We start from the raw sequence: 23,859 nt of genomic DNA, 5'->3' as shown, positions 1-23,859 counted from the left end.
ATTAACCCCCTAAGATGGATGTGAGATACCAATCCATGATGTTACTGCCCCATAGCAAGCTGATCCAACCTGCGATGGCTAAATAAGGGCCAAACGGAAAAGCTTTGTCGATACCTTGCTTCTGCAGTCGAAGTTGGATTAGACCGAAAAATAGCCCGACTAGGGATGAGAGTAAAATAATGAGAGGAAGGTGCTGCCAGCCTAACCAAGCGCCAAGGGCTGCGAGAAGCTTAAAGTCACCATAACCCATCCCTTCCTTGCCTGTGAGCAGCTTAAACCCCCAGTAAACTGACCATAAGCAGAGGTAACCTGCCATCGCGCCTATGATAGCGTCTTGCAGCGATACAGGGCTGATTTGAAAAACGGATAGAGCGATGCCCGCCCACATGAGTGGCAGGGTTAGTTGGTCTGGAAGCAGCATAGTATCAAGGTCAATAAACGTGGCTGCAATTAATACAAAAGTGAAAAACAGTAAAGCGACCGTAAAATAACTGAAACCAAAGTGACTCGCCACAGCAAAACTCATTAACGCAGTAAGAGTTTCAACCGCAGGGTAACGAGCGCTAATTGGATTTTCACAGTGGTGGCATTTCCCTTTTAGGAATAACCAACTTATGACCGGTATGTTGTCGATCAAACGTAATTGAGTTTTGCATTTAGGGCATGTCGAACGTGGAACACTTAAGTTAAATACGCCTTCAGGTTTCGGAAGATTATATTCAGGAAAGGATTCAGCACACTCTTGTTTCCATTCGCGCTCCATTATGAGAGGCAAGCGATGAATGACAACATTTAGAAAGCTACCAATGATTAAGCCAAAAATAGTTGCGAGAATAGGAAAAACCCACGGGTAGTACTCAAAAATTTCCATTTAGGATCTCAAATAGGGTGTTGTATAGGGTAAGCGTGTGGATGGGGCTAACGTATGTTCTTTTGTTCACGATTATTCATCCAAGTTGGTATATCTTATCCTATAACACTCATTAAGTTAAAGATTGGTAGGTACATTGCGACCACGAGACCTCCAATTAATGTCCCTAAGAAAACGATGATCAATGGTTCTAATATTTTTCCGAGATTATCAACCGTATTGTCGACTTCAAATTCATAAATGGTCGCCACTTTGTTCAGCATATCGTCGAGTTTTCCAGATTCCTCTCCAATCATCACCATTTGCAGTACCATTTCAGGAAATGCATTGGTATTACGCATCGCAATGTACATTGGAACCCCTGACGACGTTTCTTGATGGACTTGATGAATAGCGGTTTCAAAATGAACATTACCTGCGGTTTTCGCGGTAGTTTGCAAACTTGATAGGATAGGGATTCCGGCACTGAAACTAGTCGATAGCGTTCGACTGAATTTGGCGAGAGAGGCTTTCATTACCACGCTGCCTATGATCGGAAATTTGAGCCCCCAGCGAGAGGTCATTAAGCGAAACGAAAATAGACGTTTACGCATACTTTTTATGACAATAACAGCGCCGACAGTGAATACTACGATATATAGGCTATAAGCTTGCATCCAATGGGAAAGTCGCATCACTTGTTGGGTAAACCATGGAAGATCGGCCCCAAAACCAGAGAACATGGTTTCAAATTCAGGGATCACCATTGTTAACATCAAATACGATACGCTTAACGCGACGAACATGACCATTGTCGGGTAGATAAGCGCTTTAATAACTTTGGAACGCAGTTGTTCGCTTTTTTCTCTATAAGTGGCTAAACGTTCAAAGACTTCCGCCAAGTTTCCCGCTTGCTCACCCGTTGCAACAAGGTCTGTATAGAGTCTATCGAAGTGGTGACTGCTGGTTCTCATTACTTTTGATATTGGCGTTCCTGCCTCAACGCCCTTACTTATCTGCAGGAGAATCGATTTCATTTCCGCTTTTCGGTGATTGTCTGCCACGAGTTTGAGCGCTTGGACAATCGGCACCCCTGTAGTGAGCATGGTGGCAAGTTGGCGAGTAAGAAGAGTAATATCTCTTGGTTTGACTCGATGAGCTAATCGCGTGAGTAGAGAAACACTGCCGCGCTTTAGCTTTTTTACCTGAATATGTTGCTCTTTGAGTTTATCTCTTACTTCAAGCTCACTGAGGGCTAGCATCTGTCCTGATGTTTTTTTTCCTAAGCTATTGATGCCTTTCCAACGAAAATTTTTGAGTGGTATTGGTTTATTGTGTTTCATGGCTATTCCAATTTTCAGTGGTCTCGTATTTAGCGATTGATGGGGCGTTGGTCTCTATACCATGACCGCTCAATACAGAAGTTATGGTCGTGATAGAAAACCGGCTGAGCCTTCTTTTTCAGTGGTGCTCGTTTAATCAAAAGTAGAGCACTCGTTGTAATTCACGATAGCTAGTGATGCCTTGTTTTAATTTTTCTATCCCTGAGTTGTGTAAATTCTGCATTCCGTTCTTCTGCGCTAATTGCTCAATTTGATTAATGCTGGCTCCTTTAATAAGAGCTTCAGAAAGATCTGAGTTAAACTCCATCACTTCATAAATACCCACTCGACCAGAGTAACCGCCAGTGCATTCGCTACAACCTTTAGGATTTGCTCGATAGATACGATCTTCAGCACTTATTTCAAGGTGTAGAGGTGTATTGGTATCCGGTTGACGGCAATGCTCGCACAGCCTTCGAGCCAGACGCTGAGCAATGATTAAACTTAAAGATGAGGCGAGATTGAATGCTTCAATGCCCATATTAGTAAGCCGTACTACGGTCTCTGCGGCAGAGTTGGTGTGAAGCGTGGAAAGCACCAAGTGGCCAGTTTGCGCTGCTTTCACCGCTATTTCGGCGGTTTCTAAATCACGGATCTCCCCAACCATGACCACATCGGGATCTTGACGGAGAAAAGATCGCAGAGCTTCAGCAAAACCAAAGCCAATTTTCGGTTTGACTTGAACTTGGTTGATCCCCGATAAATTGATCTCTACAGGATCTTCCGCCGTCGAAATGTTCACTTCACTGGTATTTAGAATTCTGAGTCCAGTATAGAGCGATACTGTTTTTCCACTTCCTGTTGGGCCGGTCATTAAAATCATGCCTTGCGGCTTTTTTAGGGCGTTAAGGTAGAGTTGTTTTTGTTCTGAATTATAGCCAAGCGTGTCGATATCGAGATTGGCCGCACTGCTATCGAGCAGCCGTAATACGATCTTTTCACCCCATAAGGTTGGCAAGCTAGAGACGCGGAGATCGAGGGCGTTATCTTGATTCAACCTGAGCTTGATCCGCCCATCTTGAGGCAAGCGTCGTTCTGAAATATCGAGTTTGGCGAGAATTTTTAATCGTGCTGAAAGCCTCCGGCTTAAATGACTGGCGGGTTGTTGAGTTTCAACCAAAATGCCATCGCAACGCAGACGAATGCGATAGTTGTCTTCGTAAGGTTCAAAGTGAATATCGGAGGCTTTCTTACGGACGGCATCTAATAACACTTGATTGATAAAACGGCTAACAGGGGAGTCATCTTGGCTAAGATCTTCAATATTTTCGATCTCATCTTCACTGACCTCAATTAAGTTAGCTAGCTCTTCTTGGCTGATCTCTTTCTGTGTTTGTTGAGCGCCTTGGATCGAATGTCCATACAAGCGTCGAATCGCCCCTTGCAGTGTTTTAAAGTTCGCGAGCACTAACTCAACTTGGTGACCAGTCGCAAAACGAAAATCATCTTCGATTAATAAGTGAGTAGGGTCAGAAACGGCAATGGTGAGCACATGGTCATGACTAGAAATAGGCAGCGCTTGATGGCGGGTAATCAGTTCACGCAACCCCAGTTTTTGGCACAGGTCATGGTAGTCATAATGGTCAAGGTTGGTTTCAGGTAAACCAAAGATAGCGCTTAGGTGCTCGGTTAGGGTGTTGGCCGAAAAAAGGCCAAGATCAAACAATGCCTCCGGTACCGAAAGGCCAGAAGCATTCATATGTTCAACCAGTGCTTGTTCTTGCGTCAGGCTAAGCAGGTTAGCCTGACGTAGAATAGCGGGGAGGTTGGTGAACAATTATGAGCAACCTTTTGGTTTGGTGTCCGTTGTTACTGCAGTTGCACTATTTGGTGTAATTAAACATACCCAACCAGTTGATGATTTACTATATTTTATTTCAGCAGTATCAACCGATGAGTTATCGAATGTAAATGTAGCTTGAGCTGAGCTAACAGTTAAAGCTTTAAGATCAAGATCTCCAAGGCCGCTCATTGTTTGAGATGCACCTACATCTGCGAGGGTCATACCTACGTATGTGCCGTTTTCTTGTTGGTACATATCAATATTTGTAAGTAAATTGCGAACTGTTGTTGCTCCTGATGCCAATTCACTTTTGGTTACATAGCTCTTGTATGCAGGAATTGCTACCGCTGACAACACCCCAATAATCGCCACTACAATCATCAATTCAATTAGGGTAAAACCTTTCTGTATTTTCTTGTTACTGTGTTTCATCTTGTTCTCCAAATTTCAGTCTATATTGGTGAAAATCACTAATATTTGATGAACCAGAGAATAGGAGCTTGATGGCGAATTGAATATGCGGTGAGAGAGGGGGCGCGAGTGAGATAATGAAATTCACTTAATGATTTCATTAAAGATGCAAAATTGTGAGAGTGAGTTAATAGAAAGGCATATTGTTTACTATGTTATCAATACAAAAAAGGTCGAATTAACGACCTTTTTTGTTTTATATCATAGTGTTAATTTGCTTTACGACTGAAAACGCATGGATAGATCCATCGCTTTTAAATGCTTCGTTAATGCCCCTACCGAAATATAATCTACGCCGGTTTCTGCAAACTCACGGATGGTTTCAAGTGTTACATTGCCTGAGTTTTCTAAAGCGGCACGGCCAGCGTTGAGTTTTACGGCTTCACGCATCATATCGGTAGTGAAATTATCCAACATGATAATATCAGCGCCCGCTTCAATGGCGTGTTTCAATTCTTCAAGGCTTTCTGTTTCGATCTCAACAGGTTTGCCAGGGTTTAGTTGTTTCGCTGTCGCCACCGCTTTTTCAATGCCACCACAGGCGATAATGTGATTCTCTTTGATCAGGTAAGCGTCAAACACCCCAATACGGTGATTAAAACCGCCACCACAGGCTACAGCATATTTTAGTGCACTGCGAAGGCCGGGAATCGTCTTGCGAGTGTCAAGCAAGCGGCAACCCGTACCTTCAATTTGTTTCGCATACTCAGCCACCGTTGTTGCACAGCCAGAGAGCGTTTGAATAAAGTTCATTGCATTACGCTCGCCAGTTAATAGCGCACGTGACGGGCCTGATAAGGTGCAGAGTGTTTGGTTTGGTTCAACTTTATCGCCATCTTGAACATGCCACTCAATCGTGACTTGACCACCAAGTTGCTTAAACACTTCATCAGCCCAAGCTTTACCACAGAATACACCGTGCTCACGAGTAATAATGGTCGCTACGTTTTGTGCATCTTCAGGGATTAAACTTGCGGTAATATCAGCGGCTGGATCTAAGGTTCCACCAAGGTCCTCTCTGATGGTATCGACGACAGAGCGAGTGATTTCTAGAGGAAGTTGCTGCTTTAAGTAGTCAAGTCGTTCTTGGCTGTTATGTGTGTTTTTCATCGCAAATCTAATATGGGAGTCGAATAGGAATGAGAATGATACTCTTGCTGAGGATGAAATTCAGCCATTAATCTCGCTTTTCATTGTCTGAAATGTAAAATCTAAGCGATCCCAGAAAAGTAGCCAAGGAATAACAGTGATGATTGATGAAAATGGTTGGTATCAATCGGCTCGTCATGTGCCATCTCCTTTTTATAATGAACGCCCTGATCCGTCAGATATTTCTCTGCTGGTGGTTCACAATATCAGTTTACCACCAGGGGAGTTTGGTGGGCCTTATATCGAACAGTTTTTTATGGGTAAACTTGATGCAAACGAACATCCTTTCTTCGCTGTGATTCATAACATGCAGGTGTCTGCTCATTGTATCATTCGCAGAGACGGTGAAATCGTGCAATTTGTGCCTTTTACTGCTCGAGCATGGCACGCTGGACAATCCAGCTTTTCAGGACGGACAGGATGCAATGATTATTCGATTGGCATTGAGCTTGAAGGTACTGATTACGAGGCTTATACCGATAATCAATATCAAGCGTTGCAACTGTTATCCGAGACTCTGATGATGTCTTATCCAAGCATTACTCTTCCCCGAATTACCGGACATCAATACATTGCGCCTTTAAGGAAAACGGATCCCGGTTTATGTTTTGATTGGCGACGGTTTCGAAAAAGCCTACAAGCAGTTTGAAAATATGTAAGATAAATGTTGGAATTTATCTTTTCTCTTTAGATTGTGAACTTGCGCGAATTTAGCTGTTTTTTGAGAAGCCGCGCACTTTTTCTAGATTTTCATTTTATTTAAAACTTTCGAGGTATTTTTACCTCTTTATGAGTATTTGTTAATTGATAAAAAACTCATAATTGTACCAATGAGGAAAATTCCCCCTCCTTTTTATTCATATTTCATCACAAATTAATCTAATAAGACGAATACCACCTAGCACGTTACCTCCCCACTCGTATCTTTTCTGTAAATGGTAAGACCAATTCCTTTATTGTTTTAAAGTTAATTTGTTAAATTGCGGTTAATCCGTGCTGTGTTCTATGATTTAGGTCAATTTTCAACTGGACAGTGTCGTTTTAATTATGTTAATTTCTTGCCCAACTTGAAATTGGTATTACCAATTGACTGCATAGAGTAGAAGAACAATAAATATGGCTTATCAAAGGATTCGTCAGCCTAAACTTTCTGATGTTATTGAGCAGGAACTAGAAAGGCTGATAGTGGAAGGAACACTGGCTCCAGGGCAGCAACTGCCACCAGAGCGCGAGCTGGCTAAACAGTTCGACGTGTCTCGTCCTTCGATCCGTGAAGCGATACAGCGCTTAGAAGCCAAACGACTGTTAATACGCCGTCAAGGTGGTGGAACATTTGTTAGTGAAGGTATCTGGAAAAGCTTTTCTGATCCTTTACTTGATTTATTGTCGAATCATTCTGAAACTCAACTTGATGTGTTGGAATCACGTCATGCGATGGAAGGAATATCCGCTTATTTTGCAGCCTTGCGTGGTACTGATGAAGATTTTGCTCGCATTCAAGCGTGCCAGGAACAAATACATGCAGCGCAAGATAAAGCTGATGTAGAACAAGAATCTGCTGCGGTAATGGCATTTTTAGTGGCGCTGACTGAAGCGGCCCATAATGTGGTTTTGCTGCATATTGTTCGAAGCCTTGCACCTTTGCTTGAGCAAAACGTTTTACAAAATTTAAAGCTATTACATCGCCGCAAAGACGTGGTGGATAGAGTGAGTATACACAGGGCTAATATTGTTGATGCGATCGTTTCTGGACAGCCTGAGAAGGCGCGAGAAATGTCACACTCCCATTTAGCTTACATTGAAGAAACATTGTTGGATTTGACAAAAGAGGAGTCGCGACGCGAACGATCTTTACGTCGAATTCAACAGGGTGGTGATTCGTAATTAAGCGAATCACTGCGTGTTTAGTAGAATCCAACTAACAAAAAGGATAGACCGCCATGTCTGACATGAAGCATGACGTTGATGCACTGGAAACTCAAGATTGGCTAGAAGCGCTTGAGTCAGTAGTACGCGAAGAAGGCGTAGAACGTGCACAATATTTACTAGAGCAAGTTCTAGATAAAGCACGTTTAGATGGTGTTGATATGCCAACAGGTATTAACACTAACTACATCAACACCATTCCAGCAACACAAGAGCCAGCTTACCCAGGTGATGTGACTCTTGAGCGTCGTATTCGTTCGATCATTCGTTGGAATGCCATCATGATCGTATTGCGTGCTTCGAAAAAAGATTTGGATTTGGGCGGCCACATGGCGTCTTACCAATCAGCTGCGGCGTTCTATGAAGTTTGTTTTAACCACTTCTTCCGTGCTCCAAATGAGACCGATGGCGGCGATCTAGTTTATTACCAAGGTCACATCTCTCCAGGTATCTACTCTCGTGCATTCGTTGAAGGTCGTCTGACTGAAGAGCAGTTAGATAACTTCCGTCAAGAAGTGGATGGTAAAGGTATCCCTTCTTACCCGCACCCTAAACTAATGCCTGAATTCTGGCAGTTCCCAACGGTATCTATGGGTCTTGGCCCTATCTCTGCTATCTATCAAGCTCGCTTCCTTAAGTATCTTGAAGGTCGTGGCATGAAAGAGACTGGCGCTCAACGTGTTTACGCTTTCCTAGGTGATGGCGAAATGGATGAGCCAGAATCACGTGGTGCGATCTCTTTCGCTGCTCGTGAAAAACTGGATAACCTATGTTTCCTAATCAACTGTAACCTACAGCGTTTAGATGGCCCTGTAATGGGTAACGGTAGCATCATCCAAGAACTTGAAGGCCTATTTAAAGGCGCAGGTTGGAACGTTGTTAAAGTAATCTGGGGCAGCAACTGGGATTCTCTACTAGCTAAAGACACATCTGGTAAGCTTCTTCAGTTAATGAATGAAACTATCGACGGTGACTACCAAACATTTAAATCTAAAGATGGCGCTTATGTACGTGAGCACTTCTTTGGTAAGTACCCAGAAACAGCTGCACTCGTTGCAGACATGACTGATGATGAAATCTTCGCGCTTAAGCGTGGTGGTCATGATTCTTCTAAACTGTTCGCTGCATTCAACAATGCAAAAGAAACAGGTGGTAAGCCAACTGTAATCCTAGCTAAGACAGTTAAAGGTTACGGCATGGGTGATGCAGCTGAAGGCAAAAACATTGCACACGGTGTTAAGAAAATGGACATGACTCATGTTCAACACCTACGTGATCGTTTAGGTCTAGAAGACATTCTTTCTGATGAGAAAATCAAAGAGCTTCCTTACCTGAAACTGGAAGAAGGTTCTGCTGAATATGAGTACATGCATGCGCGTCGTAATGCACTGCACGGTTACACGCCTAAGCGTCTACCTAAGTTTACTCAAGAATTTAAAGTGCCTGAGCTTGATGCATTTGCCCCTCTACTTGGTGAGCAAAAGCGTGATATCTCAACCACAATGGCTTATGTACGTACGCTAAACATCCTTCTTAAAGATAAGAACATTGGTAAGAACATCGTTCCTATCATCTGTGATGAAGCTCGTACCTTTGGTATGGAAGGTCTATTCCGTCAGGTTGGTATCTACAACCCGCACGGTCAAGACTACACGCCTGAAGATAAAGGCATCGTTTCTTACTACAAAGAAGCAACGTCTGGTCAAGTTCTTCAAGAAGGTATCAATGAGCTAGGTTCTATGGCTTCATGGGTTGCTGCTGCAACGTCATATAGCACAAACGATCTACCAATGATCCCGTTCTACATCTACTACTCAATGTTCGGTTTCCAACGTATTGGTGACATGGCATGGCTAGCTGGTGACCAACAAGCTCGTGGTTTCCTACTGGGTGCTACTGCAGGCCGTACAACGCTAAACGGCGAAGGTCTACAGCATGAAGATGGTCACTCGCACATCATGGCGAACACAGTTCCTAACTGTATCTCTTACGACCCAACGTTTGCTTACGAGCTAGCGGTAATCATGCAAGACGGTATCCGTCGCATGTACGGTGAGAACCAAGAGAACGTCTACTACTACCTAACCGTAATGAACGAGAACTACGCAATGCCAGCAATGCCAGAAGGCGCTGAAGAAGGCATTCGTAAAGGTATCTACAAGCTTGAGTCTTACGCTGGTTCGAAGTCTAAAGTTCAGCTAATGAGCTCTGGTACTATCATGAACGAAGCGCGTAAAGCGGCTAAGATCCTGAGCGAAGAGTATGGCGTAGCATCTGACGTATTCTCTGTAACGTCTTTCAACGAACTGACTCGTGACGGTCAAGCGGTTGAGCGTGACAACATGCTTCACCCTGAAGCTGAAGAGAAAGTACCGTACATCACAACGGTTCTTGGTAACGAGCCTGCAATCGCAGTAACGGATTACATGAAGAACTACGCTGAGCAAGTACGTGCGTACATGCCAACTGAGTCTTACAAAGTACTTGGTACAGATGGTTTCGGTCGTTCAGATAGCCGTGAAAACCTACGTCGTCACTTTGAAGTAAATGCAGGCTACGTTGTAGTTGCAGCACTAACTGAACTGGCTAAACGTGGTGATATCGAGAAATCAGTAGTTGCTGAAGCAATTGCTAAATTCGGCATCGACGCAGACAAAATTAACCCGCAATACGCATAAGACTGGCATTAAGGTAGGTAAATACAATGACAATCGAAATTAATGTACCAGACATCGGTGCTGACGAGGTTGAAGTAACTGAGATTCTTGTAAACGTTGGCGACAAGGTTGAAGAAGAGCAGTCTCTGATCACGGTTGAAGGCGATAAAGCTTCTATGGAAGTTCCAGCGTCTCAAGCAGGTATTGTTAAAGAGATCAAAGTTGCAGAAGGCGATTCTGTTTCTACTGGTTCTCTAATTATGCTGTTCGTTGAAGAAAGTGGCGAAGCGGAAGGTGCAGCAGCACCGGCTGCTCCAGCAGTTGAAGCAGCTCCTGTAGCTGCGCCTGCTGCATCAGTTGCTGAGCTTAAAGAAGTTCACGTTCCTGACATTGGCGGCGATGAAGTTGAAGTAACTGAAATCATGGTTGCTGTCGGCGACGCAGTAGAAGAAGAGCAATCTCTTCTTACTGTTGAAGGTGATAAGGCTTCAATGGAAGTTCCTGCACCATTCGCTGGTATCGTTAAAGAAATCAAGATCGCTTCTGGTGATTCAGTATCTACTGGCTCTCTAGTAATGATTTTCTCTGTAGAAACAGGCGAAGTGGCTGGCTCAGCACCAGCTCCTGCGGCGGCACCAGTTGCAGCGGCTCCAGCAGCATCTGCTGAAAAAGAAGTGAACGTTCCTGATATCGGTGGTGACGAAGTAGAAGTTACTGAAATCATGGTAGCAGTTGGCGATACAGTAGAAGAAGAGCAATCTCTAATTACTGTTGAAGGCGACAAAGCTTCAATGGAAGTTCCTGCACCATTCGCGGGTACAGTGAAAGAGATCAAGATTGCAGCGGGCGATACAGTGTCAACTGGCTCTTTAATCATGACGTTTGTTGTTGAAGGGGCTGCACCTGTTGCTCCTCAAGCGGCGGCTCCAGCAGCTCAAGCGCCTTCAGCACCAGCGGCTCCTGCTGCTAAAGTTGAAGCACCAACTGCGGGTGATTTCCAAGAGAACAATGATTACGCACATGCTTCACCAGTCGTTCGTCGTTTAGCGCGTGAATTTGGCGTTAACCTAACTAAAGTTAAAGGTACTGGCCGTAAGAGCCGTATCTTGAAAGAAGATGTACAGAGCTTTGTGAAGGAAGCGCTGAAGCGTCTTGAATCTGGTGCTGCGGCTTCAGCGAAAGGCGGTGACGGCTCTGCACTTGGTCTTCTGCCTTGGCCAAAAGTGGATTTCAGCAAGTTCGGCGAAACTGAAGTTAAAAAGCTTTCTAAGATCAAGAAGATCTCAGGTGCTAACCTACACCGTAACTGGGTAATGATCCCTCACGTTACACAGTGGGACAACGCTGATATCACTGAGCTAGAAGCATTCCGTAAAGAACAGAATGCAATCGAAGCGAAGAAAGATACAGGCATGAAGATCACGCCACTTGTGTTCATCATGAAAGCTGTTGCTAAAGCATTAGAAGCATTCCCAGCGTTTAACTCTTCTATTTCTGAAGATGGTGAAAGTATCATCCTTAAGAAATACGTAAACGTAGGTATTGCGGTTGATACGCCTAATGGCCTAGTTGTTCCAGTCTTTAAAGATGTGAACAAAAAAGGTATTTACGAGCTATCTGAAGAGCTAATGGCTATTTCGAAGAAAGCACGTGCAGGTAAGCTTACTGCTGCTGATATGCAAGGCGGTTGTTTCACAATCTCAAGCCTTGGCGGTATTGGTGGCACAGCATTTACACCAATCGTAAATGCGCCAGAAGTGGGTATCCTTGGTGTATCTAAATCTGAAATCAAACCAGTATGGAATGGTAAAGATTTTGAACCTCGCTTACAGCTTCCTCTTTCTCTGTCGTACGATCACCGAGTGATCGATGGCGCAGAAGGTGCGCGATTCATTACTTTCTTAAATAGTGCATTGTCAGACATTCGTCGCCTAGTACTTTAGAAAGCAATTATTAAGGTGACTTTCGGGTCACCTTAATTTTTAACACACAGAATTAGTAGACAATATTCATCATCGTTTTTCTATAAATCAGAATTTCATGAGATGAATTGTTGTCTAGCTCACAGGCTAACCTAATCTTGCTTTCACACTGTTAACATCTCTGTAAAATATGTACCGTTTGAAAGCGACATTCTATTTTAGGTTTACCCATTCAGCCTGTTAGGGATAATGACTACAAGAGGTCACAATGAGCAAAGAAATTAAAGCCCAAGTTGTTGTACTTGGTTCAGGTCCTGCTGGTTATTCAGCGGCATTCCGTTGTGCAGATTTAGGTCTAGAAACGGTATTAGTTGAACGCTACAACACGCTTGGTGGTGTATGTTTGAATGTGGGTTGTATCCCATCAAAAGCATTGCTTCATGTATCTAAAGTTATCGAAGAAGCAAAAGCGATGGCTGATCACGGTGTTGTATTTGGTGAGCCTCAAACTGATATTAACAAGATCCGTATTTGGAAAGATAAAGTAGTAACTCAACTGACTGGCGGTCTTGGCGGTATGGCTAAGATGCGTGATGTTACAGTTGTTAATGGTTTCGGTAAATTCACAGGTCCTAACAGCATTCTTGTTGAAGGCGAAGGCGAGCCAACAACGGTTAACTTTGACAACGCTATCATTGCAGCGGGTTCTCGCCCAATCAAGCTACCGTTTATTCCTCATGAAGACCCACGCATTTGGGACTCTACGGATGCACTTGAACTGAAAGAAGTACCTGAAAAGCTACTTATCATGGGCGGTGGTATCATCGGTCTTGAAATGGGTACGGTATATCACTCTCTAGGTTCTAAAGTTGAAGTTGTAGAGATGTTCGATCAAGTTATCCCTGCTGCGGATAAAGACATCGTTAAAGTTTACACTAAGCGTATTAAGAACAAATTTAAGCTGATGTTACAAACTAAAGTAACAGCAGTTGAAGCGAAAGAAGATGGTATTTACGTTTCGATGGAAGGCAAAAAAGCACCAGCAGAAGCTGAGCGTTACGATGCCGTTCTTGTTGCTATCGGCCGTGTACCAAATGGCAAACTTATCGATGCTGAAAAAGCGGGTATCGAAGTTGATGAACGTGGTTTCATTAACGTAGATAAGCAAATGCGTACAAACGTAGATCACATCCATGCTATCGGTGATGTGGTTGGTCAACCAATGCTTGCTCATAAAGGTGTGCATGAAGGCCACGTTGCTGCTGAAGTTATTTCAGGCAAGAAGCACTACTTCGACCCTAAAGTAATCCCATCAATTGCGTACACTGAGCCAGAAGTCGCTTGGGTAGGTAAGACAGAGAAAGAAGCGAAAGAAGAAGGCCTTAACTATGAAGTTGCCTCTTTCCCTTGGGCTGCATCAGGCCGTGCGATTGCATCTGACTGCGCTGATGGTATGACTAAGCTTATTTTTGATAAAGAGACTCACCGTGTCATCGGTGGTGCTATCGTCGGTACTAACGGTGGTGAACTTCTTGGTGAAATCGGTCTTGCTATCGAGATGGGTTGTGATGCAGAAGACATCGCACTTACTATCCACGCTCACCCAACTCTACATGAGTCGGTGGGTCTAGCTGCGGAAGTATTTGAAGGTTCAATCACTGACCTACCAAACAAAAAAGCAGTTAAGAAGAAGTAAGTTGTACATTAGCATTATTCGCTAAATCACTTCGAGATAAGAGCTTTTAAAAGAATAAAAACCGCTGATAAGTCAGCGGTTTTTTTGTGTCTAAAATTTATCAGCGTGATATTTGTCGTAATGAAGCTATGAAGCTATGAAGCTATGAAGCTATGAAGCTATGAAGCTATGAAGTACAAAGTACAAAAGACCATGGATTAAAAAAGGCCGATATAAATATCAGCCTTTCCATTTATTTATTCTGGATTACACGGCGGTTTTATCCGCTGGTAACGTGAATAAATTAGTGATTTTCACGCTTGTAAATACATAGCATGTCTAGATAGCTCGTAAGCAAGGCTTGTATGCTCTCTAGGTCTGGGTTTCGATTCGCTTGCACAAATAGCGAGTAGCATACGCCGTGGAACAAATTAGCCAAATGCTCTGGCTCATGTTGATCACAGACTTCGCCACGCTCTATCGCTTTAGCAAACATATTTTGAACGAGCAGTTGGCTGGTTCTATTCGTTGTAACAAACAGAGGCCATACTTCGTCACGTGTTGATGCGCTCCATTCAAACCACACTTTCAGCCAGTAGCAATCATTGATCACTAAACTCACCATTTCAGAGGTGATGTTATGCAAGTTTTCTTTTGCGTGTAGATCGAGATCGATGGTGTCAGATAGGAAGTTCGAGAATTGACGAACCACATGGTTTAACACTTCATCGACTAAATCTTCTCTAGTCGGGAAGTAGTTAAATACAGTGGCAACAGAGACTTGGGCGATTTCTGCAATATCTGCATGACCACCACGTCCTATGCCACGACGAGCGAATACTTCTAACGCAATTTCCATCAGCTGATGTTTGCGTCGTTGAGGAGAAAGCCTTGTTCTTGGTCTCTTAGCTATTGAGTCCATTTTATTTTCCTTGCCGTGAGTTGTTTCTAATTGATTATTATATTTATTGCTTAAAGCGGTATGAGTGTAATGGTGCATATGAAGTAGGTCAATAACTAATGGCGAATTAGTAGACAATTATATCAGTAATGAGAAAAAGCAATGGTTTGCGTATGAAATTTATTCTAATCATCGCAGCAAGGTTAAACATTTAACTATGAGGCGTAGCAGTGTTAAGATAAGCGCGAGTTTATGGAGCTACATGATTTTTGCTATAAAATCGATGTAGTTAACACCCTACAAATCGAGATTGGTATGAAACATACAGTTGAAGTTATGATTCCAGAACAAGAAGTTCAGGAGCGAGTGCGTGTATTAGGTCAGCAAATTACTGAACACTATCAAGGCAGCGAAGATTTAGTCATGGTTGGTCTGCTACGTGGTTCATTTGTCTTCATGGCTGATTTAGCTCGTGCCATTGACATAACACACCAAGTGGATTTCATGACCGCATCTAGCTACGGCAATACAATGTCGAGTTCGCGTGATGTGCGTATCTTGAAAGATCTAGATGATGATATTAAAGGCAAAGATGTTTTGCTGGTGGAAGACATCATCGATACGGGTAACACGTTAAACAAGGTTTGCGAAATTTTATCACTGCGTGAACCTAAATCGATTCAGATCTGTACTTTGCTCGATAAACCATCGCGTCGTGAAGTGCATGTGGATGTTAAATGGATCGGTTTTGAAATCCCAGATGAGTTTGTCGTTGGTGTGGGAATCGATTACGCACAGAAATATCGTCACCTACCGTACATCGGCAAAGTTGTACCTCAGGAATAGAATTTTCAGACGTTGATATAATAAAATGCCCGCTTAAGTTAGCGGGCATTTTTAATTTTATGAGTTTTAATCATCAATACTGGTTAGTAGCTCTTTTGAGCTGAGTATTTTCTTAATCGCAGCATGGTACGAGGTTTCTAGGCTTTCCCTACTGGAGCAGCGCATACCAATATCTTCTAACTTGCCATCTCCGATACCATAGACTACGCCATGGACTTGAATATCTTGACCCTGCTCCCACGCATTTTGAAGTACAGTCGAGTTACCCAAGTTATACACTTGCTCTGCAACATTAATTTCGCATAGCTTATCTGCCCAACGTTCTCGAGGCATTTCAGCAAGAAAACTACGGTGCTTTAAATACAGGTCTCGGATATGAAGCAACCAGTTGTTGATTAAACCAAGTTGAGGGTTATCAATGGCCGCATTTACTCCGCCACAACCATAGTGACCGCACACAATGATGTGATTCACTTTAAGAACATCAACCGCATACTGCACGACAGAAAGACAATTCAAATCGGTATGAATTACTTGGTTCGCTACGTTTCGGTGGACAAAAAGTTCCCCAGAATGAAGCCCTGTTAAACGTTCTGCTGGAACTCGACTATCTGAGCAACCTATCCAAAGAAATCCTGGATTTTGGCCGTCCTCTAGTTTTGCAAAATACTCTGGCTGGTTGGATCTGATCGACTCTGACCATTTTGAGTTATTTTCAAAAAGTTGTTTAATTTCTGGCATCTTACTTCCCTTAATGATCTTTCATCACTATACACAATGTTACAAATTCGGTCGTGTAAAAAATCAGTTAAAACGTACTCATCTGACGTGTTCTAGAGGCAAAAATCATTAACTTAGCGCTGATCCTAACTTTCAGTTATAACTCATGATGACGGAGATAATGAGAGTGCTCAATTATCGATGTGAGATTTGTTAAGCTTATATTCATCCCCGTTTTCTATTGGCAGGAGCCATATTTTGTTTGGAAGTCGTTTTAAAGATATGAATTTTAAGGGAGACATGTTCGGTGGTGTCACGACTGCCATCATTTCACTTCCTTTGGCATTAGCGTTTGGTGTTGCTTCTGGGGCAGGAGCCGAGGCCGGGTTGTGGGGCGCGATTATGGTGGGGTTATTCGCTGCACTTTTTGGTGGCTCATCAAGCTTAATCTCCGAACCAACAGGTCCAATGACGGTGATCATGACGGCGGTCATGACCAGTATGATGGCTCGCTATCCTGAAACCGGTATGGCGATGACATTTACTGTGGTGATGATGGCTGGCGCTTTTCAAATTTTAATAGGTACTTTAAAGTTAGGAAAATATATAACTTTGATGCCATATAGTGTCATTTCCGGCTTTATGTCGGGAATTGGTGTAATACTGATCATCCTCCAACTCTCCCCACTGTTAGGGCACCCAGCCCCATCCGGTGGCGTAATGGGAACATTGAATGCCTTGCCTGAAACACTCTCCAACATTCAGTTTGGAGAGTTATTCTTGGGCATTTTGACTCTGCTTATTCTGTTCTTATTGCCGGATAAATATCGTAAATATATGCCCGCTCAGCTTGTGGCGCTGATTGTGGTCACCTTATTGTCGGTCATCATTTTTGATACTGACAGTATTCGTCGAATCGGTGAAATTCCAGCGGGTTTACCATCTCTTGTTATTCCAACGGTAAACGCTGAAATGTTCACTGCGATGGTTATTGATGCGTTGGTATTGGGGACTCTAGGTTGTATTGATACGCTGCTAACGGCTGTTATTGGAGACTCTCTAACTCGTAAGGATCATGATTCAGATAAGGAACTGAGAGGCCAAGGTTTAGCCAATATGTTGTCTGGTTTGTTTGGTGCATTACCTGGAGCAGGAGCTACGATGGGAACGGTGACGAATATCCAAGTGGGGGCGCGTTCGCCTCTATCTGGGGTGATCCGAGCTTTAGTCTTAGCCTTAGTTGTATTAGTGGCAGGCTCACTCACTGAACCGATTCCAATGGCAGTTTTGGCGGGAATTGCAGTATACGTTGGCTTCAATATATTGGATTGGAGTTTCATCCAGCGCGCTCATAAAGTCAGCCTACAAGGCATGGCGATTATGTATGGCGTAATGCTTCTTACGGTATTTGTCGATTTAATCGCGGCGGTTGGTTTGGGCGTTTTCATTTCTAACATCATCATTATTGAGCGATTAAGCCGTGAACAGGCGAGAAAAGTAAAGGCCATCAGTGATGCTGATGACAATGATGTCCCGTTAACTGACAGCGAGAGATCTTTGCTTGATCAAGCGAATGGAAAGGTGTTGTTCTTTTACCTCTCTGGCCCAATGATTTTCAGCGTTTCGAAAGCGATTTCACGCCAACACAATAGTATTGATGACTATGACGCGATGATTTTAGATTTAAGCGATGTGCCAATGATCGACGTAACGGTGGGTCTTGCGTTAGAAAATGCCATAAAAGATGCGTTGGATACGAACTGTGAGGTCTATTTACTTTGCCCTAATGAAAGCACGTTAGAGCAATTAGAGAAGTTTCATGTTTTGGATTTAGTGCCAGAACATAATAGTTTCAAGTTCAGGTATGAAGCGTTGAATGCAGCACTCGAATATGTCGGTGTTGATGAGAACTGATTATTAGAGATTCGACAGAGCGTAGTAGGGGTTGTAAGCCGTTGAAGAGGTAAAATTCAACGGCTTTTTTGTGGTGAATTGATCATGGCATCAATTGATAAGTTTCATTAATTAATAAGAGTCGGTGAGGTTTCATTGCTTTAATCGTCATTCGACGATAGACTGTCGGCCATAATCAATTACCTGCTTAGCTTGAAGGGTAAAAGCAATGTACGCATTAGAAATAGAACAGTTACGCAAGACTTACGCTGGCGGCTTCGAAGCTTTAAAAGGCGTCAGCTTAAGTGTTAAAAAAGGTGATTTTTACGCCTTGTTAGGCCCCAATGGTGCGGGTAAATCGACGACTATTGGCATTATCTCGTCTCTTGTTAACAAGACATCAGGTAAGGTTAAGGTATTCGGATACAACATTGATACTGATCTTGAGTTGGCAAAACAGAACTTAGGGTTGGTGCCACAAGAGTTCAACTTTAATCCATTTGAAACGGTAGAACAGATCGTTCTACAGCAAGCGGGTTATTACGGTGTACCAAAAGCATTGGCGAAAGAACGAGCTAAAAAGTACCTATCTCAGTTAGATTTGTGGGAAAAGCGCGGCGAACGTGCTCGTAACCTATCGGGTGGTATGAAGCGTCGTCTGATGATCGCTCGCGCTCTAATGCATGAGCCACAGTTGCTGATTCTTGATGAACCAACCGCGGGTGTTGATATTGAACTGCGCCGCTCTATGTGGGAGTTCCTTCAAGGTATTAATGAGAAGTTGGGCATTACGATTATCCTTACTACTCACTACTTGGAAGAAGCGGAGATGCTATGTCGCAATATTGGCATCATTAATCGTGGTGAGCTGATTGAGAATACCAGCATGAAATCACTGCTTGGCAAACTGAGTGTTGAGACCTTCATTTTGGATTTAGAAGAAGGAACTCCAGAACCTAAGCTCGATGGAGTAAATAGCCAGGTGATGGTTAATGGCTCTTTAGAAATCGAAATTGATAAGAATTTAGGCTTAAACGCTATTTTTGCTCAACTAAGTGAACAGGGCGTAAAAGTGCTCTCGATGCGTAATAAAGCGAACCGTTTAGAGGAGTTATTTGTGAGTATTGTTCGTGAGGGGGGGCAATAATATGTACAGCTTATATTGGACAGCTTTTTGTAGCTTATTAACGAAAGAGGTGAACCGATTCACTCGTATTTGGGTGCAAACTTTGGTTCCGCCAGCAATCACTATGACACTCTACTTCATCATTTTCGGTAACCTGATTGGTGCTCGAATCGGTGAAATGAATGGCTTTAGCTATATGGAATACATCGTCCCTGGTTTGATCATGATGTCGGTGATCACCAACTCGTATTCGAATGTCGCCTCCTCATTTTTTAGTGCTAAGTTCCAAAAAAACATCGAAGAACTACTGGTGGCCCCGGTTCCAAACTATGTCATTATCGCAGGTTTCGTGATGGGTGGAGTTGTACGTGGCTTGCTTGTCGGTACGATCGTAACATTCGTATCACTGTTTTTTGTCGATCTACAAGTTGATCACTGGGGTGTGATCATTGCGACGGTCTTCTTAACGTCGATTGTGTTTGCGCTTGGTGGATTAATTAATGCGGTATTTGCACGAACGTTTGATGATATCTCGATTATTCCAACCTTTATTCTGACACCGTTGACATACTTGGGTGGGGTTTTCTACTCAATCAGTCTGCTGCCTGAATTCTGGCAAGGCGTGTCTAAATTGAACCCGATAGTCTACATGGTTAATGCATTCAGATATGGCTTCTTGGGTGTTTCAGATGTAGGTATTGTGACGTCTTTTACGGTTCTGGGTGTGTTTATTGTGGCTCTTTATGCAGTGGCTCACTACTTAGTGACAAAAGGCATTGGTTTACGCAGTTAAGCTTACGTAATTAAGAAAAGTAATATCTTAGCCAGTAGCTTTAAATTAAAAAGGCGCAATCATTCGTGATTGCGCCTTTTTATTAGGTGAACAGTTAATAATAAACGACTACTCTGCTTTTTCTTCTGTGGTTTCCGGCTCTTTCACTTCCGCCGCTAGATCCAAAACTTGGTTATCAATTAAACGAGCTTGACCTAAGAATGCGGACATTAAAATTACCGCTTGGCTGCTTTCCGCTGATACCGCTTGTAGAGTGCTCGCATCACGAATGAAGATTTCATCTGGTTGTAAGCCTGCGGCACGTAGTTGATCGCTCGCATCTTCAATCACAGAAGCGTAATCATCACGGCCACCACGGATAGCACTGCTTATCCAGCGCATGGTTCTCGCTAACACAGGAGCTCGCTGGCGCTGATCAATGGTCAGTAAACCATTACGTGAACTAAGCGCTAAGCCGTCCATTTCACGGACTGTTGGTACACCAATAATTTTGATATCTAACGCAAGGTCAATCGTCATTTGACGTATCACAGCAAGCTGTTGGTAATCTTTTTCGCCAAAGCAAGCGACATCGGGTTGAACGATGTTGAATAGCTTCGTCACTATGGTGGAAACACCACGGAAATGACCCGGACGAGAAACACCTTCCAGCATTTGTGATAAGCCAGGCACTTCAACAGAGGTCTGTTTATCCAAACCGCCTGGGTACATGATCTCTGGCGTCGGAGTAAAGACGAGATCGACCGCTTCGCCGTTCAGTTTGCTTAAATCGTCCTCTAACGTGCGTGGGTAGTTTGTTAAATCGTCTGCACGTTCGAACTGCATAGGATTCACAAAAATACTTACGATGACGATATCGGCATGTTCACGAGCTTTGCGCACTAAGGTAAGATGCCCTTCATGCAAGTTGCCCATAGTTGGAACAAAAGCAATGGTTCGTCCATCACGCTTCAACTGTTTGATCTGTTCGCGTAAAGCGGTTATTTCAGCAAAAGTTTGCATAGTCTTTCCTAAGCGATGGTGTGTGCGTCATCAGGGAAAGTCCCTTGTTGCACATCAGCAATGTACTTCGCGACAGCTTTACGCATGTCTCCAGTTTCAGCCAAGAAATCTTTAGAGAATTTTGGCATATAGTTCGCTGAAATTCCGAACATATCGTGCATTACCAAAATCTGACCATCGGTGACGTTGCCAGCACCAATGCCGATAACAGGTACATTACACGCTTTGGTAATGCGTTCAGCAAGGGATGCAGGAACGCATTCTAGTAATACGATTTGGGCTCCAGCATTCTGCAGAGCTAAGGCATCAGAGACCATTTTATCTGCTTGTTCTTGGTCACGACCTTGAATTTTGTAGCCACCAAAAATATTGACTGATTGAGGCGTTAAACCGAGGTGAGCACAAACAGGGACAGCGCGTTCTGTTAGTTTCTCTACGGTTTCAACTAACCATCGACCACCTTCAATCTTAACCATGTTAGCGCCAGCTCTCATCAAGGTTGCTGCGTTCTCGCAAGCTTGTTCAGGTGTCGCGTAGCTCATGAATGGCATGTCTGACATTAATAGACAGTTAGGGCTACCAGCTCGAACCATTTTAGTATGGTAAGCAATATTTTCAACCGTCACTGGCAAAGTATCATTCTTACCTTGCAGTACCATTCCTAAAGAGTCGCCAACCAATAATACTGGCATCTCTTGGCTTTCAAACAGCTGAGCAAAGCTTGCATCATAGGCTGTTGATGTCGCAAACTTGCGGCCTTCTTGCTTGCATTTGATTAGATCATTAATGGTGATTTTTTTCATTGATTATCCTTATCAGTGTTTGGCTGTAAACGGAGTGCTATAACCTTCCGTTATGAATGCCAAATACTGAGTCCATTTTGGTCAACGACTGTTAATAGATCGGCAAGTCGCTCGCCATCAGGGAGTTGTAAACTTGGTGCGATTTCAGCAAGCGGGTAGAGCACGAATTCACGCTCTTTCATTCCATAATGCGGAACGACTAGACGCTCGGAATCGATCACCTCATTGCCGTATAAGATAATATCGAGATCTAAGGTTCTTGGACCCCAGCGCTCATCTTTACGGACACGCCCTTGTTCTAGCTCAATCGCTTGTGTGCAGTCGAGCAGTTCAAGTGGCGTTAATTCGGTTTGAATTTCAACAACAGCATTGATGTAATCTGGTTGGTCTTGCGGCCCCATGGGTGTGCTACTGTATAGCATAGAGGCTTTCATTAACTCAGATTTAGGCAGTAACCTTAGCGCATCAATCGCACGGTTTGCTTGAGATACCGGATCGGTAAGGTTGCTGCCTACAGCAATGTACGTTGTGATCATTCTGCTGATTTCGCTTTTTTATTGCGGTAATTCTTACGACGACGAGTTTGGCCTGAGCGATTCGGTGCTCCATCGACTTCGTTTGCCATCGCTTGACGCATATTACGGCCCGCTTTTTGGTAGGTGTCCCACCATTTTGCTAGCTTCTCAGTTTCGCCTTGTTCAACTTCACCACGCATTTCTAAGAAATCATAGCCAGCACGGAACTTATTCAGCTCCATAAGGCGAGAAGCGCGTTTGCCATTGCGACGAGGCAGACGCAATTGAAGCTGCCAAATCTCGCGAATGGTAGCGGTATGACGACGAGGAATGGCTATTGAGCGCACTTGCTTATCAAGTATCAGGTTGCTTGCTTCCATTACGGCATCGTAATGGGCCATACCTTGCTCTGCGACTAGCTTTTCTGCCAGTTTGTTCATTGGGTACCACAAAATAGCGGCAAACATGAATGCTGGGTTAATACGCTTACCATCTTCAATTCTAAGATCAGTCGAATCAAGCACCAGATCAAGCATCATCTCTGTCGGTGATGAGTAATCTTCAGTGAACTCTTCGGCAATCGATGGGAACATCTGTTGGAATAGGTTGTACTCACGCATTAAGTGGTACGTCTCTAAACCGTATCCTGATTGAAGTAGCTTTAATGACTCTTCAAATAGGCGAGCTGAAGGAATATCTTGCAGAAGATGAGCGAGTTCCTCGATAGGAGCGCCAGTATCTTCTTCGATATCAAAATCGAGTTTTGCCGCAAAGCGAATAGCGCGCAGCATGCGTACTGGATCTTCACGGTAACGAGTTTCTGGATGACCAATCAGGCGAATCAGCTTGTCTTCAAGGTCTTCAATACCGTCAGCATAATCATGGATGCTGTAGTCAGCAATGTTGTAGTACATCGCATTGATGGTGAAGTCACGGCGCTCGGCATCTTCATCGACACTGCCGTATACGTTATCACGTAATAACATGCCTTCAGTCGACTGAGCTGAAACATTTTTACTTGGTTCTTGATGATGCCCACGGAAGGTTGCAACTTCAATGATATCGCGACCAAACATGATGTGCGCAAGTCTAAAGCGACGTCCAATAAGACGGCAATTTCTAAAGAGGTGCTTGATCTGTTCTGGGGTCGCATTGGTCGCGATGTCGAAATCTTTAGGCTGTTCTGCCAGTAAAAGATCGCGTACACCTCCGCCAACTAAAAATGCATCAAAACCGGCACCGTTTAGTCGATAGAGAACTTTTAGAGCATTATCGCTGATCTGCTTACGTGAAATATTGTGCTCTTGGCGAGTGATAATATTCAGGGCTAAATCTCCGTTTTCGCGTTCGTTGCGAATAGTAATGTCGTTTTTATTCATTAACTTATCGAAAAAGTTGGTATCGCCAACTTTGCCTTTATTCTGTTCTAAATGGCGTTATGCTCA

The 23,859-nt window shown here is 43.5% G+C and carries 20 protein-coding genes; 9 read left to right on the top strand and 11 right to left on the bottom strand.

Features of this window, described 5'->3' with window-relative positions:
- Position 1 precedes the first annotated feature (1 nt).
- From L4C39_RS07155 to nadC, 5 genes are all read right to left on the bottom strand, one after another.
- Positions 2-871: a prepilin peptidase gene (locus tag L4C39_RS07155; protein WP_429745167.1), complete on the bottom strand. Its 870-nt coding sequence runs from the start codon at positions 869-871 to the stop codon at positions 2-4.
- Between the two features lie 95 nt (positions 872-966).
- Entirely contained in the window at positions 967-2,193 is a 1,227-nt protein-coding gene (locus tag L4C39_RS07150) for a type II secretion system F family protein (RefSeq protein WP_371711722.1), read from the bottom strand.
- Positions 2,194-2,329: 136 nt separating this feature from the next.
- Complete coding sequence (pilB, locus tag L4C39_RS07145; RefSeq protein WP_429745164.1) at positions 2,330-4,009, bottom strand: type IV-A pilus assembly ATPase PilB; 1,680 nt, start codon at positions 4,007-4,009, stop codon at positions 2,330-2,332.
- Positions 4,010-4,447 carry a type IV pilin protein gene (locus tag L4C39_RS07140; RefSeq protein ID WP_429745162.1) on the bottom strand — a complete coding sequence of 146 codons (438 nt, stop codon included), beginning with the start codon at positions 4,445-4,447 and terminating at the stop codon, positions 4,010-4,012.
- A 258-nt stretch (positions 4,448-4,705) separates the two neighbouring features.
- Complete coding sequence (gene nadC, locus L4C39_RS07135) at positions 4,706-5,596, bottom strand: carboxylating nicotinate-nucleotide diphosphorylase (RefSeq protein ID WP_429745160.1); 891 nt, start codon at positions 5,594-5,596, stop codon at positions 4,706-4,708.
- A gap of 139 nt (positions 5,597-5,735) precedes the next feature.
- Between nadC and ampD the strand changes: the two genes are divergently transcribed.
- The 5 genes from ampD to lpdA all read left to right on the top strand — a co-directional run bounded on the left by ampD (position 5,736) and on the right by lpdA (position 13,836).
- On the top strand, positions 5,736-6,284 hold the full coding sequence (gene ampD, locus L4C39_RS07130; RefSeq protein ID WP_429745257.1) for a 1,6-anhydro-N-acetylmuramyl-L-alanine amidase AmpD: 549 nt from the start codon (positions 5,736-5,738) through the stop codon (positions 6,282-6,284).
- Positions 6,285-6,751: 467 nt separating this feature from the next.
- The gene (gene pdhR / locus L4C39_RS07125) at positions 6,752-7,519 is read left to right on the top strand and encodes a pyruvate dehydrogenase complex transcriptional repressor PdhR (RefSeq protein ID WP_429745158.1); all 768 of its coding nucleotides are present in this window, start codon (positions 6,752-6,754) and stop codon (positions 7,517-7,519) included.
- Positions 7,520-7,575: 56 nt separating this feature from the next.
- Positions 7,576-10,239 carry a pyruvate dehydrogenase (acetyl-transferring), homodimeric type gene (gene aceE / locus L4C39_RS07120; protein ID WP_113799255.1) on the top strand — a complete coding sequence of 888 codons (2,664 nt, stop codon included), beginning with the start codon at positions 7,576-7,578 and terminating at the stop codon, positions 10,237-10,239.
- A 26-nt stretch (positions 10,240-10,265) separates the two neighbouring features.
- The gene (gene aceF, locus L4C39_RS07115; RefSeq protein ID WP_429745155.1) at positions 10,266-12,161 is read left to right on the top strand and encodes a pyruvate dehydrogenase complex dihydrolipoyllysine-residue acetyltransferase; all 1,896 of its coding nucleotides are present in this window, start codon (positions 10,266-10,268) and stop codon (positions 12,159-12,161) included.
- A 247-nt stretch (positions 12,162-12,408) separates the two neighbouring features.
- Positions 12,409-13,836 carry a dihydrolipoyl dehydrogenase gene (gene lpdA / locus L4C39_RS07110; protein ID WP_017054161.1) on the top strand — a complete coding sequence of 476 codons (1,428 nt, stop codon included), beginning with the start codon at positions 12,409-12,411 and terminating at the stop codon, positions 13,834-13,836.
- A 283-nt stretch (positions 13,837-14,119) separates the two neighbouring features.
- Here the strand turns inward: lpdA and L4C39_RS07105 are convergent, their stop codons facing one another.
- Positions 14,120-14,737 carry a LuxR/HapR/OpaR family quorum-sensing transcriptional regulator gene (locus L4C39_RS07105; protein ID WP_017054160.1) on the bottom strand — a complete coding sequence of 206 codons (618 nt, stop codon included), beginning with the start codon at positions 14,735-14,737 and terminating at the stop codon, positions 14,120-14,122.
- A 294-nt stretch (positions 14,738-15,031) separates the two neighbouring features.
- Between L4C39_RS07105 and hpt the strand changes: the two genes are divergently transcribed.
- Positions 15,032-15,562: a hypoxanthine phosphoribosyltransferase gene (hpt, locus tag L4C39_RS07100; RefSeq protein WP_113799309.1), complete on the top strand. Its 531-nt coding sequence runs from the start codon at positions 15,032-15,034 to the stop codon at positions 15,560-15,562.
- Between the two features lie 66 nt (positions 15,563-15,628).
- Here hpt and can read toward each other — a convergent pair whose 3' ends face one another.
- Positions 15,629-16,303: a carbonate dehydratase gene (gene can / locus L4C39_RS07095; protein ID WP_113799251.1), complete on the bottom strand. Its 675-nt coding sequence runs from the start codon at positions 16,301-16,303 to the stop codon at positions 15,629-15,631.
- Between the two features lie 261 nt (positions 16,304-16,564).
- On the opposite strand from can, the gene L4C39_RS07090 reads away from it, so the two are divergent.
- The 3 genes from L4C39_RS07090 to L4C39_RS07080 all read left to right on the top strand — a co-directional run bounded on the left by L4C39_RS07090 (position 16,565) and on the right by L4C39_RS07080 (position 20,094).
- Complete coding sequence (locus L4C39_RS07090; RefSeq protein ID WP_253825279.1) at positions 16,565-18,196, top strand: SulP family inorganic anion transporter; 1,632 nt, start codon at positions 16,565-16,567, stop codon at positions 18,194-18,196.
- A 208-nt stretch (positions 18,197-18,404) separates the two neighbouring features.
- Entirely contained in the window at positions 18,405-19,322 is a 918-nt protein-coding gene (locus tag L4C39_RS07085) for an ABC transporter ATP-binding protein (RefSeq protein WP_113799249.1), read from the top strand.
- A 1-nt stretch (position 19,323) separates the two neighbouring features.
- Complete coding sequence (locus tag L4C39_RS07080; protein WP_113799247.1) at positions 19,324-20,094, top strand: ABC transporter permease; 771 nt, start codon at positions 19,324-19,326, stop codon at positions 20,092-20,094.
- A 108-nt stretch (positions 20,095-20,202) separates the two neighbouring features.
- Here L4C39_RS07080 and panC read toward each other — a convergent pair whose 3' ends face one another.
- Genes panC through pcnB form a run of 4 tightly spaced genes read right to left on the bottom strand, consistent with a single transcriptional unit; the run spans position 20,203 to position 23,793 of the window.
- Positions 20,203-21,096 (bottom strand): pantoate--beta-alanine ligase, encoded by an 894-nt coding sequence (gene panC / locus L4C39_RS07075; RefSeq protein WP_017054154.1) that lies wholly within the window; start codon positions 21,094-21,096, stop codon positions 20,203-20,205.
- 8 nt (positions 21,097-21,104) lie between these two features.
- A complete protein-coding gene (panB, locus tag L4C39_RS07070) occupies positions 21,105-21,899 on the bottom strand; it encodes a 3-methyl-2-oxobutanoate hydroxymethyltransferase (protein ID WP_429745151.1) in 795 nt (264 codons plus the stop codon).
- Positions 21,900-21,949: 50 nt separating this feature from the next.
- Entirely contained in the window at positions 21,950-22,435 is a 486-nt protein-coding gene (folK, locus tag L4C39_RS07065; protein ID WP_429745149.1) for a 2-amino-4-hydroxy-6-hydroxymethyldihydropteridine diphosphokinase, read from the bottom strand.
- A complete protein-coding gene (pcnB, locus tag L4C39_RS07060; protein ID WP_113799243.1) occupies positions 22,432-23,793 on the bottom strand; it encodes a polynucleotide adenylyltransferase PcnB in 1,362 nt (453 codons plus the stop codon). The genes folK and pcnB overlap by 4 nt, the downstream gene beginning before the upstream one ends.
- Positions 23,794-23,859 lie beyond the last annotated feature (66 nt).

Source organism: Vibrio clamense (assembly GCF_050337905.1).
In the GTDB taxonomy this organism is placed as follows: Bacteria; Pseudomonadota; Gammaproteobacteria; order Enterobacterales; family Vibrionaceae; genus Vibrio; species Vibrio cortegadensis.
Note: the sequence above shows the minus strand (reverse complement) of the source record. Positions and strands in the feature narration are given on the sequence as shown.